At 43.9% G+C, this 19,006-nt stretch carries 16 protein-coding genes; 8 read left to right on the top strand and 8 right to left on the bottom strand.

All coding sequences use genetic code 11. From position 1 onward, the window contains the following. Positions 1-43: 43 nt before the first annotated feature. The 3 genes from QY309_08250 to QY309_08240 all read right to left on the bottom strand — a co-directional run bounded on the left by QY309_08250 (position 44) and on the right by QY309_08240 (position 2,460). Positions 44-409: a TerB family tellurite resistance protein gene (locus QY309_08250; protein WKZ61471.1), complete on the bottom strand. Its 366-nt coding sequence runs from the start codon at positions 407-409 to the stop codon at positions 44-46. 120 nt (positions 410-529) lie between these two features. Continuing rightward, positions 530-2,158 carry a chaperonin GroEL gene (gene groL / locus QY309_08245; GenBank protein ID WKZ61470.1) on the bottom strand — a complete coding sequence of 543 codons (1,629 nt, stop codon included), beginning with the start codon at positions 2,156-2,158 and terminating at the stop codon, positions 530-532. A gap of 23 nt (positions 2,159-2,181) precedes the next feature. Further along, complete coding sequence (locus tag QY309_08240; GenBank protein WKZ61469.1) at positions 2,182-2,460, bottom strand: co-chaperone GroES; 279 nt, start codon at positions 2,458-2,460, stop codon at positions 2,182-2,184. A gap of 273 nt (positions 2,461-2,733) precedes the next feature. Here QY309_08240 and QY309_08235 point away from each other — a divergent pair, with 273 nt between their 5' ends. Next, entirely contained in the window at positions 2,734-3,450 is a 717-nt protein-coding gene (locus tag QY309_08235) for a hypothetical protein (protein WKZ61468.1), read from the top strand. Positions 3,451-3,499: 49 nt separating this feature from the next. On the opposite strand, the gene secG is transcribed toward QY309_08235, so the two are convergent. Genes secG through miaB form a run of 5 tightly spaced genes read right to left on the bottom strand, consistent with a single transcriptional unit; the run spans position 3,500 to position 8,095 of the window. Continuing rightward, positions 3,500-3,841: a preprotein translocase subunit SecG gene (gene secG / locus QY309_08230; protein WKZ61467.1), complete on the bottom strand. Its 342-nt coding sequence runs from the start codon at positions 3,839-3,841 to the stop codon at positions 3,500-3,502. Positions 3,842-3,844: 3 nt separating this feature from the next. Next, positions 3,845-4,825 carry a hypothetical protein gene (locus QY309_08225; protein ID WKZ61466.1) on the bottom strand — a complete coding sequence of 327 codons (981 nt, stop codon included), beginning with the start codon at positions 4,823-4,825 and terminating at the stop codon, positions 3,845-3,847. A gap of 39 nt (positions 4,826-4,864) precedes the next feature. Further along, a complete protein-coding gene (locus tag QY309_08220) occupies positions 4,865-5,398 on the bottom strand; it encodes an LptE family protein (GenBank protein WKZ61465.1) in 534 nt (177 codons plus the stop codon). Next, on the bottom strand, positions 5,388-6,641 hold the full coding sequence (locus tag QY309_08215) for a sigma-54 dependent transcriptional regulator (GenBank protein ID WKZ61464.1): 1,254 nt from the start codon (positions 6,639-6,641) through the stop codon (positions 5,388-5,390). The genes QY309_08220 and QY309_08215 overlap by 11 nt, the downstream gene beginning before the upstream one ends. A gap of 2 nt (positions 6,642-6,643) precedes the next feature. Next, a complete protein-coding gene (miaB, locus tag QY309_08210; GenBank protein ID WKZ61463.1) occupies positions 6,644-8,095 on the bottom strand; it encodes a tRNA (N6-isopentenyl adenosine(37)-C2)-methylthiotransferase MiaB in 1,452 nt (483 codons plus the stop codon). 121 nt (positions 8,096-8,216) lie between these two features. On the opposite strand from miaB, the gene QY309_08205 reads away from it, so the two are divergent. The 7 genes from QY309_08205 (at position 8,217) to QY309_08175 (ending at position 18,997) form a co-directional block, all read left to right on the top strand. After that, entirely contained in the window at positions 8,217-8,741 is a 525-nt protein-coding gene (locus QY309_08205) for a gamma carbonic anhydrase family protein (protein WKZ61462.1), read from the top strand. A gap of 89 nt (positions 8,742-8,830) precedes the next feature. Beyond that, positions 8,831-9,394, top strand: coding sequence for a hypothetical protein (locus QY309_08200; GenBank protein ID WKZ61461.1), 564 nt, complete (start codon positions 8,831-8,833; stop codon positions 9,392-9,394). Between the two features lie 102 nt (positions 9,395-9,496). Further along, positions 9,497-10,102 (top strand): OmpH family outer membrane protein, encoded by a 606-nt coding sequence (locus QY309_08195; GenBank protein ID WKZ61460.1) that lies wholly within the window; start codon positions 9,497-9,499, stop codon positions 10,100-10,102. Positions 10,103-10,180: 78 nt separating this feature from the next. Beyond that, on the top strand, positions 10,181-13,333 hold the full coding sequence (locus QY309_08190; GenBank protein WKZ61459.1) for a HEAT repeat domain-containing protein: 3,153 nt from the start codon (positions 10,181-10,183) through the stop codon (positions 13,331-13,333). 134 nt (positions 13,334-13,467) lie between these two features. Next, complete coding sequence (locus tag QY309_08185) at positions 13,468-16,632, top strand: High-affnity carbon uptake protein Hat/HatR (protein WKZ61458.1); 3,165 nt, start codon at positions 13,468-13,470, stop codon at positions 16,630-16,632. Between the two features lie 8 nt (positions 16,633-16,640). Next, complete coding sequence (locus QY309_08180; protein ID WKZ61457.1) at positions 16,641-17,741, top strand: outer membrane beta-barrel protein; 1,101 nt, start codon at positions 16,641-16,643, stop codon at positions 17,739-17,741. After that, complete coding sequence (locus QY309_08175; GenBank protein ID WKZ61456.1) at positions 17,738-18,997, top strand: hypothetical protein; 1,260 nt, start codon at positions 17,738-17,740, stop codon at positions 18,995-18,997. Before QY309_08180 ends, QY309_08175 begins: the two co-directional genes overlap by 4 nt. Positions 18,998-19,006: the final 9 nt, after the last annotated feature.

Raw genomic sequence — 19,006 nt, 5'->3', positions numbered from 1 at the left:
CCAACCCTAACTCCCCTCCTTGATAAGGAGGGGCCGGGGGTGGTTAATTTGAAATATCAATTATTTCCTTCAAGGCATTCAAGGCCTTGGTTTCCGATTCATCCACTTTACCATCGGCATTGATGATGTCATACATATCCGTAAACACCTTATACTTTACCGGGAATTTTACGGAGGAGAAATGACTGAACGTGTCGCGGAATAGAGTCTTCAGTTGTTTTTTGTCGAAGTCATCGTATAGGTGAAGGGCTTCATTAAATTTCTTGTTAAAATCTTCCGTAGCAGGATAAAGCTTCTTCATTTTTTCCAGGATAACCTGCTTCTCATCTTCATGGAAATCACCATCGGCATGCGCCATGTAGATGTACAGAAAAAGTACAAAGTCCTGAAAGTTTTTATGAATCACCATGAGGGAGAAGAAGTTAACTGCCACAAGTTACATCAGGTACGCTAAAACCCCAAATGAGCATACCAACAAAAAAGCCCTATCGTTTCCGACAGGGCTTTCTCATTACCTATTAAGACGGAATTACATCATGCCGCCCATGCCGCCTCCATGAGGCATAGCAGGTTCAGGCTTCTCTTCCGGAATTTCAGAAACAACCGCCTCAGTTGTAAGCAACAAGCCTGCAATAGAAGCTGCGTTTTCCAAGGCCAGACGAGCTACTTTGGTAGGGTCAATGATACCCGCTTCAAAGAAGTTGTCGAACTTGTTGGTGCGCGCATTATATCCGAAGTCCTTCTTGCCTTCGCGAACCTTATTCACGATTACAGAACCTTCCTGACCAGCGTTTTCAGCAATGGTGCGGAGCGGAGATTCTAATGCAAGACGGATGATGTTTACACCGGTTGATTGATCTTCATTTTCTGTCTGAATATCTTTCAAGGCTTCGATAGCGCGAACATAGGCTACACCACCACCAGGAATTACACCTTCCTGTACGGCAGCGCGGGTTGCGTGCAACGCATCATCAACACGGTCTTTCTTCTCCTTCATTTCAACTTCGGTAGCGGCACCCACGTACAGGATGGCCACACCACCTGAAAGTTTAGCCAAACGCTCCTGAAGTTTTTCTTTATCGTAATCAGATGTAGTTGTTTCAATCTGCGCTTTAATCTGGTTAACACGGCCGGTAATGTCAGCCTTCTTACCAGCACCGTTAACGATGGTTGTATTGTCTTTATCGATGCTTACTTTTTCAGCACGACCAAGCATATCCAACGTAGCGTTCTCCAGTTTGAAGCCAAGTTCTTCAGTAATCACTTTACCACCAGTCAGGATAGCGATATCCTCCAACATAGCTTTTCTTCTGTCGCCAAAGCCAGGGGCTTTAACAGCAGCTACGCGCAGTGCACCACGAATTTTGTTAACAACCAAAGTAGCCAATGCTTCGCCTTCTACTTCTTCAGCAATAATCAACAGCGGCTTACCGGTTTGTGCAGATTGCTCCAGTATAGGAAGCAATTCCTTCATGCTGCTGATCTTCTTGTCGTAGATCAGGATGTAAGGGTTATCCAGGTCAGCTTCCATTTTCTCCGTGTTGGTCACAAAGTAAGGAGAGAGGTACCCGCGATCGAATTGCATACCTTCTACAGTCTTCACTTCGGTTTCTGTTCCTTTAGCTTCTTCAACGGTGATCACACCATCTTTACCAACCTTATCCATTGCATCAGCAATCATCTTACCGATGGTTTCATCGCTGTTGGCAGAAATTGTAGCTACTTGCTCAATTTCGCTTGAGTCTTTGATTTTCTTGGATTGCTTGCGCAGGTGTTCAACAACGGCAACAACAGCCTTGTCAATACCACGCTTCAGATCCATAGGGTTTGCACCAGCAGCTACGTTCTTAATACCGTGGCCGAATATAGATTGTGTTAATACGGTAGCCGTAGTAGTACCATCACCGGCTGCATCCGCAGTTTTGGAAGCTACTTCCTTCACCAATTGAGCGCCCATATTTTCAATAGCATCTTTCAATTCGATTTCTTTTGCTACTGAAACACCGTCTTTGGTAACGGTAGGAGCACCAAATTTCTTATCCAGGATAACGTTGCGTCCTTTAGGACCGAGCGTTACTTTAACGGCATCAGCCAATTTATCAACGCCTTTCTTGAGTCTGTCGCGTGCAGATGTATCAAATGTAATTTCCTTAGCCATAGTTATTTCGAGTTTTTAGTTGATTAGATAATTCCGAAAATGTCTGAGTTTCTCATGATGAGGTACTCCTTGCCATCAATGTTGATTTCAGTACCGGAGTACTTACCATACAACACGTGGTCGCCAACCTTAACGGTTACAGGCTTGTCTTTCAGGCCTTCGCCTACGGCAATCACTTTACCTTTTTGGGGCTTTTCTTTTGAGGAGTCCGGAATGTACAGTCCGGAAGAGGTTTTGGTTTCAGCTTCTGCGGGTTCAACTAATACCCGGTCTTCATTTGGTTTAAAGTTGATCTTTGCCATATAGGTAATTGATTTTAGAGTTTAACAAATTTGTTACTGTTGCGCCTTTAACAGGATTTGTGCCAAGGCTAAAAGTGGTGCGAATAACGTACTTTAACATTACAAAATGGCAGGTTTTTCAAGGTTTTTGCCCTTTTATGGGATAAATCCTGACAAGTTTGTCAGGTTCATACGCCTGCCGGTCGCAACCTGGGGATGCCAGATTGCCGTTAGAATGACAGGGGTTGAAATAAAAGCATCTGAATTGTAAATTTTAAGGCAAAAACGAAACTTATGGAGCAGTTGTCGAAAGATTGGTTGACGCAGGGATTGATTGATTTTGAGTATAAGAAGTACGTGTTGCTGGCCTACCTGAAGCGGGTAAAGCGCTCGTTCGAGCGTGTGGAGCTGTATCCACACATGGGCGATTTGGTGTTTCACTACCGTAACCTGCTGGCCATACGGGACAATAAAACGTTGTTGCGTGAGTCCTTTCCGAAAGAGCTTTCATTGGAAGAGTTTCATAAACTTGAACTCAGTTATCGGAAAATGATTGAGGACGATGCCGTGATGAGCGAGTTGGAATCCATTATAGAATTTTCCATACCCCAGGTAAAGGATTCCCTTCAGGAGGGTTCAGTTATTTTCGAGTATGTTGAATCACAATGTGAAATTTCACCCATTGGCGTTACTCCGCTTTATGCGAAGGAAGGATACCTGTTTGTTACCCAACCTCCCGAACACGAAACCAATGTGTACCGATATCAGGTAAGTATTTTTGGTGATGCCCAGGATCCGCTACGCAGCCTGAACACGGAGTTTGTTGAGGCGATTTCCAAAACGCCAATGGTAACCTATGAAAGTCTGAAGCTCAATCTACTTCGCAAGTACAAAGACTTTCCAAACCCGGCCACCTACCTTATCCTTTCGCGCATGAAGTTTCCTTTTTCTGAAACCCTGATGCCGGTGGCCAAGCGTTTGTTTGTAAAGCATCTTGCCCACGCGGCATAAAAAAAGCCCTGGACGTATCCAAGGCTCGCCATATTAGTATCGAATTTTTCTATTCGTTCTCTGTGCTATCGGAAGAACCTGCATCAGGAAGTGGCAATGTTCCTGCCGGAGCTGCCTGTTCGCTGGCTTTATCTAAAATATCATTTGTGCGACTGGTATTGGGGGCAACAAAGTTTGTGGTTAACAACAGGGTTAACACCATAATGGTAATGGTAAATCCCCAGGTAAGGCGTTCTAATAAATCGCCAGTTTTTTTAACGCCAATAATGTTGCTGGCTCCTGAGCCACCAAACTGGCTGGAAAGTCCGCCACCTTTGGCATTTTGTGCCAGAATAACCACTACGAGCAGAAAACAAACAAACAAAATCAATCCTACAATGAAACCGAACATACGCTATTTCCTTAATTCTTCAATTTGAGCCGCAAAGTAAGCCTTTTTTTGTGGAAACTTCCAAATAAGCTTTTTATAGACCTCGATGGCTTTGTCTTTTTTGCCTTGACGGATGAGTATTTCAGCCAGTGTTTCGGAAACGATATGATCGCCAAATTCGCCACTTTTCAGGGTTGAGGCTAAGTCCTGATTTTCGGAGGGCTTGGATTTAGGTGGCGTAATTAACGGATTGGATTTGATAAACTGCTCAATGATTTCGATTTGCTCCCGGGTCTTCTCGCTTTCCGGCTGAACCTTTTTTCTGGTGGTCTTGATTTCATTTACGAGCGGCTCCAACTCCGTGTTCTTCTCTTTACTCTTTTTGATTGGCTTTTCAGCCCAGGCGGGCTCTTCAGGTGAAGGCGGAACCTTGTTTAACTCCTTAGCCAATTGAACAATGCGTTCTTTCTTGGAAAGCCTTTTCTTCGCAACGGCTGGCTTTGCCTCGGCTTCTTCTGTTTCCTGTTTGTCTGGGGTTACCGTTTGCTCTTCTTGCTTCTTCGGTTTTGGTTCCGGCATAGAGCCATCAAAATAGGCCTCAAAGTTGTGCTTCAACTCCTGCAAACGCTCCAGGTCGTGAATCACCTCATCTGCGTAGTCGGTATCAGTAATTTCTGCTTTTGCAGGCGATTGCTTTTCAGCTTTCGCAACACTCGCTTGCTTGGTCTCCTGCTTATTGTCTTTATCCTTTGCCGGGAGTGGGGCTACGTAATTCACAGGCTCTGACATTAGGTGCTTCAAGGCACTTCTGTCGGTGGCATAAACAGCAGCACGTTGAAGGAGTATTTTCTTCTCCGCATGATCATGATCTTGTGATGCACGTGCGGTGAGTGCCTGTAAAACCTGGCTATATGGATACTGGTTGGCTAACGTGTAAAGTAAATCGGCTTCTTCTGTGGAAGTGCCTGAATGATGGTGCAGAATATTGGTGAGTTGATTTTCCACAGTAGTTAACTCCGTACTGTTGGTAAAAATAGATAAAAATCACCAATTGGCAATTGACGCATTGAAGATGTCGAGGGAGAGTTGGTCAAAAATCTGACGGATTAATGAATCTTCAATATCGGATAAATTCAAATCGTTGCTGAAGTCTCGGTAAAACGAAAATGTTTTGTCTTTGAAGCTCATTGTCTCATCCAGCGTATTCACATACGTAACGCGAACCGTAATGGTGAGTCGTGAAGAGGCAGCTGCGTCAATCTGACTTGGGTCACCACTAGCGCGTGGCGCAATTTGTGAAACTGCATAGCTTGTAACAATACCCTCCAGTTGCAACTCTCCATTTTCCTGCACCACACTCAGGTTGGTGTTCTGAATCATGTAGTCCTTCAATTGGTTGGTGAATACCTGGGCCAGGTTAGCGGGACCTAAATCGGTGTTGTTATAAAACTCAGCAATGGTTATGGTTTTTGCATTGGTGCCCGATCCTGTAAAGGAATACACGCCACAAGAAGAAAACCATACCGGCAATGCAAGTATGGTCACCAGGGTGAGCAGAAAGTTGGTTTTACTCTTCAAGATCGTACTGTTTAATTTTTCGGTAAAGTGTACGCTCTGAAATACCCAAATCCCGTGCCGCATATTTGCGTCTGTTGTTGTTTTTTTGAAGGGCTCGCACAATCAGTTCCTTTTCCTTCTTTTCAATGGAGAGTGAATCTTCCTCCGTTTCATGGGCAATGTCCTGAACTTCTTCATCTGTTTCCACGGCATGTAATCCGGAGTTGGCTGATGGAATGTTCAGCACTACCGGCTCACTGTTGTCTGTCTCAACGCCTTCAAACAAGGACGGATGATCTTTTATGAGTTGCGATGCGGTTCCCTGGCGATTGTATAACTCCAACACAATCTTTTTCAGATCCAACACATCTTTCTTCATATCGAAGAGTACTTTGTAGAGGATGTCGCGCTCGGTAAAGGAATCTGCACTCGATGTTGAAGTACGATATAGTGCTGGCAAACTGCTCTCTTGCGGAATGTAGTGCATTAATTTTTCCGATGTGATTTCCTTGTCATCGGTAGATAACACAGAAATTTGTTCCACTAAATTTTTCAGTTGCCGGATGTTACCCGGGAAACGATATTTCAATAATGCTTCGCGCGCATCATCGGTAAGCGATATCGGTTTTACTTTGTATTTCTCCGCAAAATCGGTTGCAAATTTTCTGAATAACAGATCAATGTCTTTTCCGCGTTCGCGCAAGGGTGGAACATAAATCGGAACCGTGCTTAAGCGATAATATAAATCCTCACGAAACTTTCCTTCTTCGACCTTTTGCATCAGGTTGATGTTGGTAGCGGCTACTACGCGCACATCGGTTTTCTGAACTTTTGAAGAACCAACTTTTATAAATTCTCCATTCTCCAAAACCCGCAGTAAACGAGCCTGTGTGCCCAGAGGCATCTCACCAATCTCATCTAAAAATATGGTGCCGCCATTGGTCACTTCAAAGTATCCTTTGCGTGCTTCGTGCGCACCGGTAAATGATCCCTTTTCGTGTCCAAATAATTCTGAATCAATCGTTCCTTCGGGGATTGATCCGCAGTTGATGGCAATAAACTGACCGTGCTTACGCGCACTCAGGTGGTGAATGATTTTTGAAAACGATTCTTTACCACTGCCGCTTTCACCGGTAATCAATACCGACATGTCGGTAGGGGCAACCTGCATGGCTACACGAACCGCATTGTTTAGCAGGGGCGAAGTGCCAATAATGCCAAATCGTTGTTTAACACTTTGTATATCTGCTTCTGAAAAACTCATGATTAATTAACTGCCTTTCCGATCAGTGTGGCTGCTGTGCAATCCTCCACCAACACGTTAACGTATTGTCCTTTTTGAAAATTCTCCTTCGGGAAAACAACAACTTTATTCGCTGTGTTTCGCCCTTGTAAATGATCGGTCGATTTTTTTGAAAATCCTTCAATCAGAACCTTGTGTACTTTACCCACATCATTGCGGTTACGGACAGCGGAGTGCTCCGTCTGCTTTTGGATGATTTCCTGGAGCCTGCGCTTTTTTATTTCTTCTGGTATATCATCCGGGTATTTTTTGGCCGCTAAAGTTCCGGGCCTTTCCGAATAAAAAAACATGTAGGCAAAATCATACTGTACCAAATCCATCAGGCTTAGGGTTTCCTGATGTTCTTCTTCTGTTTCGGAACAGAAACCGGTTATCATATCGGAAGAAATACCGCAATCCGGTCCGAGAATTTCCCGGATGCGATTTATTTTTTCCAGGTACCATTCGCGGGTATATCCGCGATTCATCATCTCCAGAATGCGCGAGTTGCCCGATTGAACCGGAAGGTGAATGTACTTGCAAATGTTTTCATACTTGGCCATGGTATGCAGTACATCATCGGTTATATCTTTCGGGTGGCTGGTTGAAAAACGAACCCTTAAATCCGGACTAACCTTGGCTACAAGTTCCAACAGGTTGGCAAAATTCACAACCGAGTCAATTCCCTTTTTCGCGATGAAAGCTTTGTTGTTTTCTTCTTCGCTCCATTTGTAGGAGTCCACATTCTGTCCGAGCAAGGTAACTTCGCGATAGCCGCGATTAAATAAATCCTGTGCTTCGGCTACAATGGATTGCGGATCACGACTTCGCTCACGACCACGTGTAAAAGGCACAACACAGAAGGAGCACATGTTATCGCACCCGCGCATGATGGAAATGAATGCCGTTACCCCATTGGAGTTTAACCGAACAGGGGCAATGTCGGCATACGTTTCTTCACGCGATAAAAAGGTGTTTACCGCCTTTTCACCCTCGTCCACCTGGCTGATCAACTGCGGTAAATCGCGATAGGCATCGGGGCCAGCCACCAAGTCAACAATTTTTTCTTCTTCCAGTAGTTTTGATTTCAGTCGTTCGGCCATGCAGCCCAACACACCTATCAGCATTTCGGGGCGTTGCTTTTTAACAGCATTGATTTGCGTTAATCGGTTGCGTACAGTTTGCTCCGCCTTCTCACGAATCGAACATGTATTTAAAAAGACCACATCAGCGTGTTGGATATCGGAGGTGGTATCAAAACCTTCCTTGGCTAAAATAGAAGCCACAATCTCGCTGTCAGAGAAGTTCATTTGGCAGCCATAGCTTTCGATGTAAAGCTTACGTTTTTTACCGGTATTTTGCTCTTTCGAAATGGCAACCGTTTCGCACGATTCCGTTCCTTCCAGAACACCCAAATCCTCAATCAATTCCTTCATTTTGCTTCAAATCAGACTGCAAAAATAAGATTAAAATCTGTAACGTGACATCTTGTCAGGGTATTTTAACTTTTAGGCCTTAATGGTTAAAAAACAAGGTATTTAGCTTAGTTTGGCGCTTATGGGAATCATCAAATCAGTTAGGGGTTTTACCCCGGTATTCGGAAAGGACTGTTACGTGGCTGATGGAGCTGTCGTGGTTGGCGAGGTAACGATGGGGGATAATTGTACCGTGTGGTTCAATGCCGTTGTTCGGGGTGATGTGCACTCCATTACAATTGGCAACAACACCAATATTCAGGATGGAGCGGTTTTGCATTGTACGTATCAGCGGGCAAAGCTGGTGATCGGCAACAACGTATCCATTGCCCATAATGCCGTGGTGCATGGCTGTACCGTTGAGAACAATGTGTTGATTGGCATTGGAGCCGTGATTCTTGATGATGCTGTGATAGGAGAGAATTCTGTAATTGCTGCTGGGGCAGTGGTGTTACCCGGAACTATTGTTGAGCCAGGAAGCATTTATGCTGGTATCCCTGCTAAACGAGTAAAAGATATTGGGGCCGAAATGAGGGAAGTAATCCAGCGAACTGCCCGAAATTACCCGATGTACGCGGGGTGGTTTAAGGAGGAGAAATCGGAATAAGCCTGGCGTCACAATTTATTCCCCTAACTGATGAATATCAGTGAAATTCATCGTCTGTAAACTTTATTTTGATTATATTCAATCGGCATATGAAGACGATAGAAAATAAAGGATTCGATTCGAAAGTGATACAGGAATACAGGGATAAAATGAAAGCCCTGAATCAATCCTATTTGCTGGATGAAACCGATGAGCAATCGGATGAGTTTGCACATTTTTATTTTATAGGTGATGATGATGGAAAGCCTGTCATTTATGATGCCGTTATGTATACGTTGCGCATGCAACACGAGAGTGAGCTTTTTGAAATTGCCGAGCATCGTGCAGCACAACATTTCCCTGACTATAAAAAGATTACGTACGAAGAAGACGAAAACGGCAACCTTGAAACATTGGATGATGTAGAAGAAAAGATTGGGTTGTTTATGGCAGAAGTCATTATGGAACTGGAAGAAGACGGACAGATAAAAGTTAAGGAGCATGTGGATTTAGATAGACACGTTGATTTTGGAATCGCGTTGGATATCGGGTTACATGTCGAAGCAATCTCACCTGCCATTATTGAGAAATTCATTCAGGAGTTTAATAGTGACTCCCTCGAACTGGACCCCACCTTGTATAGCTTTCAAACCGATGGGGCTGAAACTGCCTGAAATTCAAAAGACTAAATTCTAGCCGATACATTGCCACGGGCACAGGATTCTAATATATTTGCGCCTGCTTGCCGCAGGCAGGCACTAAATCTTATATAACTAATGAAGAATCTATTACTTGTTCTGAATGTCGTGTTGCTGATAGCCGTTGGCGTTCTGTATTATGTTCACTTTGCCCCTAAATCTTCAGGTGATTCTACCAGCACCACATCCTTTGATATCGGTGAGCTAAAGGTAGCTTACATTAATTCCGATTCAGTAATGGAAAAATACGATTACCTGAAAGCACGCGTTGAGGTTCTTGAGGCGAAAAAAAACAAAGTTGAGCAGGATTATCTCAATCGGGCTGAGAGCCTACAAAAGGAATTTCAGGCGTATCAGCGAAACATCAATAACATGACAGTAGGCCAGGTGCGCGCGGTAGAAGAAGACCTTGGTAAAAAGCAACAGAATCTTCAGTTGTATGAGCAAAGTGCCACACAAGAACTGATGAACGATCAGGCTAAGTTGAACAAAGAGTTGTACGATCGCATAACCGCGTTTTTAAGCAAATACGGAAAAGAAAAAGGATTGCATATTGTACTGAAGCTGGACACCTCAAGTGATGTTTTATATGGTGTTGAGGCACTTGATATCACTGCAGATGTAGTTGCTGGTCTCAATGCCGAGTACGCAGCAGAAAAAGCGAAGGCTGAACCAGCCAAGTAAAAACCAAATTCCAAATCTCTTTTGAAAACCGGCTTGGATGTGCATCCAAGCCGGTTTTTGTTTTATATTTGAAAAGCTATGGCAAATTTTTTACCTGCTAACTGGGGGATTAAATCCCTGGAACAAAAGCAGGTTGCCTTTATGTTGGCAACCGGTTTTTTCATGGGGGTTTTTATCGCAACCTACCAGGTTACTGCTGACTCATTGTTTCTCAACAGGTTAGGTGAACACCTGGATAAAGCCTTTCTGATAACGGGTATACTGGGAATCGTTTCCACTGCCATTTTTTCATTCCTGCAGAGCTACATCAGATTCTCTTTGCTTACGCTGTTAGTGATTATTGGCATTTTCAGTTTCACCGTAGGCGTATACGTATTGATTCATTTTGGGGAACCGCAATGGCAAAATCCGTTAATCTTTGCCATGTTCTGCTTTTCCGGACCGGTTGTGGCGCTGCTTTTCTTAAGCTACTGGGGTACATTCGGGCGGCTGTTCAACTTCCGGCAATCGAAACGCATTATCGGATGGATTGATACCGGTCAGCTCATTGCGGCAATCATGGCCTCCTTTCTCATACCTGCTACGGCCCGTCTTTTACCCGATACCACCGACTACCTGATGGTATGTGCAGGAAGTATCTTCATGGTAGGAATTTTACTGTTGTTGATTGCCGGTAATTTTTCGCTTTCCAAGAACGACCCGCGCGAGATTGAATATGAGGTAAGAAAGGAATCCAGCCTGCGCAGAATGTTCTCTGATAAGTACATTCTGCTAATGTCATTGCTGTTGGTTGTGTCCATGACCGCTTTTGTGTTTAACCAGTTCTCTTTTCAGGAGATGGTTCGCGAACAGTACCCAGATCAACGAGACCTTACTGACTTTAATGCCTTTTTTACTGGTGCTGTATATGCCTTGAGTTTGATTATGCAAACCTTTGTAAACCACAGAATTATAAGTAATTACGGGCTTCGTATTTCATTGTTTATTTTACCCATAGCGCTTGGTGTACTCTCATTGGGTTCCATTGTTGCAGGCTCAATTTTTGGTTTTGAAAAGGTAACGTCACCGGCCGGGTTTGTTTACTTTTTCTTGTTTGTGGCCATGAGTCGTTTGTTCAATTGGACCTTGCGCGACTCGCTGGAAAACCCCGTATTCAAATTATTCTTTATTCCGCTTGATAGCCGGATCCGTTTTAATATTCAGGCTCGCGTAGAGGGATTGGTTAATGAGTCGGCCCGTTTTGTAGCAGGCTTGCTCATATTCGGTCTTGCTTTTATTCCATTTTTTGAGGTAATCCATATTTCCGTTTTCCTGGTGTTATTGGCGGGCCTTTACTTTTTGGTGGTAAACAGGCTTCACGCAGGGTATAAGGAAAAGATCCGTATGAAGCTTGAAAGTTCTGAATTTCAGCAAGATAAGCTTGAAAAGGGATTGAGTCAGGTAACGCAGCGCCTGGAGGGTATGATGACCTTATCGGATTCCCGAAAAGCAATTTTCTCTTTTAAGCTGCTTGAGAAGATTAACGTTGGTCAAACCTCGCAATGGGTCAACAGCCTGATTAAAAATGAAGATGAATCGGTACGTCACTTTGCGCAAACCAGACTGAATGAAATGAAAGGGCTTTCCGTTTCTGACAAGTACGTTATTCGGGTTGATAGAGATAAGGTAAAGGACGAAGACAAGAGCATGCTCACGGTTTCCGAACTCCAAATGATCATCGAAAATGGGGGAGATATCACAAAGAATCGTATTCAACGCCTGTCACGTTCAAGTAATTCAAGCGACCGCCAATATGCGGCAGAACTGTTGTTGCATACTTCCGCTGATGAGTGTATTTCATTTCTGATTGAATTGCTTTACGATCCCGAACCCAAAGTTCGAAGCACGGCCATCAAGTCGGCTGTTAAAAAGAACACCCCGGAAGTTGTAAACGCGTTAATTGAAAACATGGCCAACCCGATATACAGTAACCAAGCCATGAACTCATTGGTATTGATCGGTCAACAAACATTACCCGCGTTGGATGCAGCATTTTTCCGCAGCAACCAAAGTACTCAGTTGATGCAACGGATCATTCAAACGGTTGGAAGAATTGGTGGGCCACGGGCAAAAGATTTGCTTTGGAATAAAATTGATTATCCTAATAAGGTTGTGGTATCGCAGGTTTTATTGGCGCTTGGCGAGTGCGGATTTAAAGCGGGCATTTCACAAGTGACTCGAATCAAATATGCCATTGAATCGGATATTGCAGACATCCGTTGGAATTTAAGTGCTATACAAGAAATTGGGACTGATGGGTTTAACATTCACATAGCCAATTCGTTACGGTGGGAAATCCAAAATGACATTGAACACATATACATGCTGTTAGCGATGCTTTACGATACCCGATCAATTCAGCTTGTGAAGGAAAATATTGATAGCGGAACAACAGAGGGCATTACGTATGCGGTAGAATTGTTGGATGTGTTTTTATCGGAGCAACTCAAGCAGCGGGTAATTCCTGTACTTGACGACCTGAGTGATTCGGAACGTATAAGCAAGTTGGACGTATTCTATCCAAGAACGAAGTTGGATGGTCGTCTTGTTCTCAAGTTTCTTATCAATCGCGATTTCACGCAATCAAACCGTTGGACAAAAGCCTGTGTATTGTACCAGATTGGCCTTGAGAAAATCGAGGACTTCAAAATGGATTTGATTGCTCAAATGTTTAATCAGGATCTTCTCATTCAGGAAGTCGCGGCATGGGCACTGGCAAAAATCAACCTGCAGGAATATCATAAAAATGTGAAGCGATTGCCCGCTGCCACGAAGAAATCGCTCGATGATATTGTATTGACCCAAAAAATGAGCCGGTTCAGCAAAGTTATGTTTTTCCAAAACGTACCGGTATTTGAACGGGTTCCGGGTATCACGTTGAGTCAGCTTGCAGATATCTGCTCTGAAATTGTGCTGAAGGAAGGGCAAACCTTAACATTGGATGAGCGGGCAAACAATAACTTCTATGTGTTGGCTAAGGGATCGGTAGATTTTTACCAACGTGGGGAACTCGCTTCTTCATTCCAAGAAGGCCAGTTTATCGGAGAACTGTTGGCGTTACCCAATTTCGTAAGCACCAACCTGATTAAAGCGAATGGTGAAGTAAGTCTGCTGACCTTGGATAAGGACCAGTTCTATGAACTTCTATCCGATAATGTGCGGTTGGCCGATCAAGTATTGGAATTCGTTTAAATTTGGCAGGAATCAGTATTTTTCATACATTTCGCTACGATTTTTTAAACTGAGTTAACTTTTTTGACTTTTTAAACTATTTCCTGAAGCGTGCTTTCAAGATTTAACCTTCAAATCGCTAACTTTCAGGTTCTTTGTATCGGTGTATGCTGAGCCAATCATCTCATACGGACCACGAGCAGGAACTAACGGATGTGTTGGTTGAAATTCAGCCAGACAATGATAATCCGTTTCCCGGATTGCGGCCCTTTACGGTAGACGAATGCCACTTGTATTTTGGACGAGAGGGGCAAGTGGATGACATTTTGCTCAAGCTTTCCAGAAACCGGTTTGTTTGTGTAATGGGTTATTCCGGTAGTGGAAAATCCTCGTTGATGTCGTGCGGATTGGTACCGGTTTTGTACGGGGGATTTGTTACGCATTCAGGTCCACATTGGCACGTTATCATTGCGCGCCCCGGCACATCACCATTTGAAAATCTATCAGACGCTGTTGTTGATTATTTGATTTTACACAACCGCATTCAGCCGGAAGACCGGCAGGTTCATCGTGCCATTGTGAACTCCGTTTTGCGAAGTGGCTCACATGGATTAGTTGAAGTATCCAAATACCTGCAGCAACACAAACTCGAAAATGTATTTTTCATGATCGATCAGTTTGAAGAACTGTTTCGCTTTCATGAAACCGAACAAGCTGAAGAAGTTTTTGATGAGACGCAGTTGTATGTAAACCTCATACTAACGGCCATTCAGCAAACCGATACCCCCGTATATGTGGCCGTTACCATGCGGTCTGACTTTATTGCACGCTGCTCCGCCTTCAGCGGGTTAACTGAAGTAATCAATCAGAGCAACTTCCTGGTGCCGCAGATGACGCGGGATCAGAAAAAGGTGGCCATTGAAGGGCCTGTGGCAGTAGCCGGTGGAAGAATTTCACAGCGACTGGTTAAGCGCTTGCTTAACGACATGGGAAGAAATCAGGATCAGCTTCCTATTCTCCAGCACGCACTCATGCGTACATGGGATTATTGGATAGCTAACCGTGAACCCGGTGAACCGATTGACCTTCGCCATTACAATGCCATTGGAAAAATTGAGCAGGCGCTTTCCCTGCACGCCAATGAAATCTTTGAAGAATTATCGCCACGGCAAAAAGAAATTGCCGAGATTCTGTTTAAAAGCATTACTGAAAAAACAGCTGACAACAAGGGCATGCGCAGGCCAGCCCGGCTGGGACTGATTGCAGAAATTGCCGATGCCGATGAAGATGAAGTAATTGAAGTGGTGGAGCATTTTCGTAAGCCGGGTCGATCATTTTTGATGCCAGCCCATACGGTTTCACTTACTCCTGATTCACAGATTGAACTTTCACACGAAAGTTTAATGCGTATATGGAACCGGTTAACGACATGGGTAGAAGAGGAATATGAATCGGCTACCATGTACAAGCGTATTTCGGATGCTGCGGCCATGTACCAGATTGGTAAAACCAGTTTATGGCGTCCGCCCGATTTGCAATTGGCGCTTAACTGGCAAAAGAAGCAACGGCCTACACGTGAATGGGCACAGCGTTATGATGAAGCCTTTGAACGCGCCATTGTATTTCTCGATACAAGCCGGATTACGTATGAAGCGGAATTAAAAAATCAAGAGTTACAGCAAAAGCGAACGCTCCGGAATACACGGGTAACAGCAATTATTCTTGGCGCTGCAGCGGTTATTGCAATTCTATTCCTCGTGTTTGCCTACCTGCAAAAGATTGAGGCGGATAAGAAAACCATTGAGGCCATTAATGCGCAAAAAGAGGCCAATGACCAGAAAGATGCCGCTTTGCAGGCTCAAAAGCTTGCTGAAGAGCGAGCTGAAACAATTAACCTGCAAAAACTTTCTTTGGAGGAACAACGAAAGAAACTCGAGGAGTCATTGGAGGAAACGAGGATAGCAAGAGATGAAGCTAGAGCAAGTTTGGCTTTAGCAGAGCAGCAAACCGCACTTGCTGTTGCGGCCAGTGAAAAAGAGAGAATTGCAAGAATAAAAGCAGACTCTGCAACTATTGTTGCAACCAATAACTACAATCGAGCTGATAGACTTTATATGCTAGCCAAAGCCCAAGAAATGGCTGGAAAATCTGTTCAAGAGGATGATGACAATAACCTGGCAGGAACACTGGCCATGCAAGCGCATTTCTTCCATAAGCGCAATCAAGGAAAGAAATATGATCCGTATATCTACAACGCCCTTTACCATGCCATCACGGTTTCTTCCGGGTTAAGCTACAATGCTATCAAAGTACCCGGCCCCTCACGTAACCGCATGAATGCACTGGCACTATCAAGCAAAGGAAATACGTATTATGCAGCTGCTGCGGATGGAAGAATTTTTATGGGTGATTATGAGAAACGAACCGGGCAACCAACCACATATCAAAATCCAAGTCCGAATAAGGTAGTAGCACTCAGCAAAGACGATCGTTACCTGGCCAACGGAACAGATTCAGCCGTGGTTCAGATTTTTGATCTTCAGGCCGGTTCTCGACCGGTTGCTGTACGCGGACTCAACGGTGGAACCAATGCACTTGAATTTATGCCCGATGGTTCCGGGTTGATCGTCAGTAAAACCGATCGTACCATTTCATTGGTTAATCACCTGAGCGGTGAAGTAAAAACAATTGCAACACCTAACGTTGAATTGAAGGCTATTGCCATCAGCCCGAATGGAAAATCGTTAGCGGGTGCAGCCTGGACCGGACAACTTGTTCTGATCAATCTGGAAACCGGTGCACAGGAGGTATTGGTAAACACGGACGCTGCACAAATACTTTCCGTTAAATTCAGCCCGAATGGAAAGATGATTGCCTACGGAACATTTGAAAAGAACGATAAGCGTGGCTTGGTGAAGTTGTATAATGTGAATGAACGGAAAGAGGAACGCCAGTTCACCGGACACAAAGCAGGTGTTTACTCCGTTGAATTTAGTCCGGATGGTAAGTTGTTGGCCAGTGCCGGCTCCGACAGGTTGTTGCAAATGTGGGTGATTGATTTCCTGGAAGACCTGCCTATCAAGATGGATAATAACAATGGCTTTATTTGGGACATCGCCTTCTCTCATGATTCTAAATACCTGATCGCAGCAGGACATGAATCGGAAATCAGGGTGTGGCCGACCGATCCGGAGTTGTTGGCCAATCAGATTTGTCCGTTGTTGAAACGCAACATGACGCAGGAAGAATGGATAAAGTATGTGGGTAGCGATATTGAATTTGAAAATACTTGTGTTAACCTTTTAATAAAAGATTACTAAGGCAGGGCATGCAGTACAAGATTATAGTTGGCTTCATTCTTTTACTGGCCGTTTTTACTTCCGCGTTTGCGCAGAACAACCGAATGGACTGCGAGCAAACGCTAAGTTTGGCTACAGAAGAATTTAATGCCGGTAGGTTTTACGGAATACCTGCACTGCTAAAGCCGTGTATCGATCGTGGATTTGGTCGGGAGCAGCGGCAACGGGCGTACTTGCTTTTGGCGCAAACGTACTTGATACTGGACGATCCCATCTCTGCAGAAAATAGTTACCTGGAAATCCTGAGGGCGAACCCCGAGTTTGAAGCTGACACCGCTTTACACCCTATTGATTTAGTTTACTTGAGTAAAAAATTTACTGCTGATCCTATTTTTTCGTTGTTTCTGAAATTAGGAGGTAATACATCGCCTGTTCGGGTTATTCATACCATTAATCCATGGGGGAGTGAAATTTCAAATGATTACAAACTCCGATTGGGCGTACAGGTTGGCGGTGGAGTTGATTGGAACATCACCCGTGAGCTGGCGTTAACAGCTGAGTTCAATGCCTTGACTGCATCCTATAGGAAGAATCAAATAAGGGCTAGTGGGGACGAGTTCCTGTACGTGGGCAACCAGTTTTGGTTCATGACTCCCATCTCTGTCCGCTTTAGCGATACAAAGGGAAACTTACGACCATATGGATATGGTGGATTTGCATTGCAATGGTTAGTTTCTGAACGCGGACGGGTAACCTCCATTAAAACCGATATAATTAACGAAGGAACCCCTCAATCGAATACGCGGGAAAGCCCCGCACTTACCATGACTGATTTCAGAAACAAAGTGAACTATTCATTTTTTGTTGGGGGAGGAGTGCGCTACAAGCGCGGATTGGATTATGTCTTTGCTGATGTGCGATACAGTTTTGGATTAAGCAATATTGTCGTGCCTACTTCAACCTATGGGCAACAAACCCCTGCTATTGAATTTGGTCATGTAGATGATTTATTTCGGATAGATAACCTTGCACTTTCGATTGGCTATGTGCGACCATTGTATAAGCCCAGAAAATTGAAGAAGGCCAGGACCCGTTCTGTGTTGAAACTGATTAACCGAGGTGCCAAATGAAGCAGGGGAAGTTTGTCATACCAATTAGCATGCTTCTGTTGTCGCTGATATTAATTACCTGCGATACGAAGAATAACGTTGAACCGACTTTTAAAAACTACTTCATCCGGTATTACGGTGAAGATGGGAATCATGAAGCGAAGGATTTTGTGGTAACGAATGATGGGGGCGTAATAATCGTTGGAACAGAAACTGTTGGACAATCGCAACGGATGTACGTGCTAAAGACCGATCTTGAAGGAAACCAGCTATGGAGTAAAACTTTTGGATCGACTACAAATGAAAGGGCTCAGGATATTGAACCAATAATTTCAGGTGTTGATGCGAGTAATTTTGTAATACTTTCAAACTGGGCAAAACCAGGGGCTGATAGTCTTGCCATGCGATTAACAGTAGTTTCAACAAATGGTGATAGTTTGAAGAGTTTTGCAATCAATATTTTTGAAAGTCAGGAAGGTAATTCTGTTACTCCGCTGCAGAGTGGTGAATATTTAGTAGCTGGTAAGGTCTCCAATGCTGATACGTTAAATGCTGAATTACCAGGCGTGATTGATCGTGATGACTTGCTCTCAGTCAGGGTTAATTCCTCTTTGACCGCTGTAACAGAGTTCGATCGGGTTGGTAGATCATCTGAAGGAGCTAACATTAAGGTTTTTGAAGCAAATAATTACATCTACACAGTTGGATATTCAAATGAATCAATATCAGGAACGCCAACAGCTGTTGAAGATGGTCCAAACTTTTTTTTCCGGTCACTAAGCCCACCCCCAACATCAACTTTGACAACCGATTATGCAGGAACGACCTCAGAAAGACAGGTTATGCGATCTGTGTCCAGAACTTCAACAGGATTGTTTTTTGCTATAGGTGATCAAACTGATTTGACAGATAATCCATCTTCAAGCAGGGCATTTGCAGTTCGGGCAATAGGAAGTGTAGCAAATGTAGATCGATCGAGGGTTATTTTTGGCTCAAATGCTCGTGCAGTGGCTATCTCATCAACCAGTTCATTTGATCAACTTGTATTACTTAACTCAATTGAATCTTCTGAACAACGAAACATCGTCTTATTGAAAATAAATATTGAATTAGACGAAGTCTTAAGTGTTTCTTTTGGTGCTCCTAACAATGACGACCGTGGTGCTGCTGTTGCCGAGCTACCCAATGGCGATATCCTGATTTTAGGTACCATGGAACTCGCTGGGCAGCAGGATAAAATTGCGTTGATTAAGGTACGAGCGAATGGGACTTTTTAAAGATTTAAA

Source organism: Cyclobacteriaceae bacterium, assembly GCA_030584025.1.
Lineage (GTDB): Bacteria > Bacteroidota > Bacteroidia > Cytophagales > Cyclobacteriaceae > UBA2336.
Note: the sequence above shows the minus strand (reverse complement) of the source record. Positions and strands in the feature narration are given on the sequence as shown.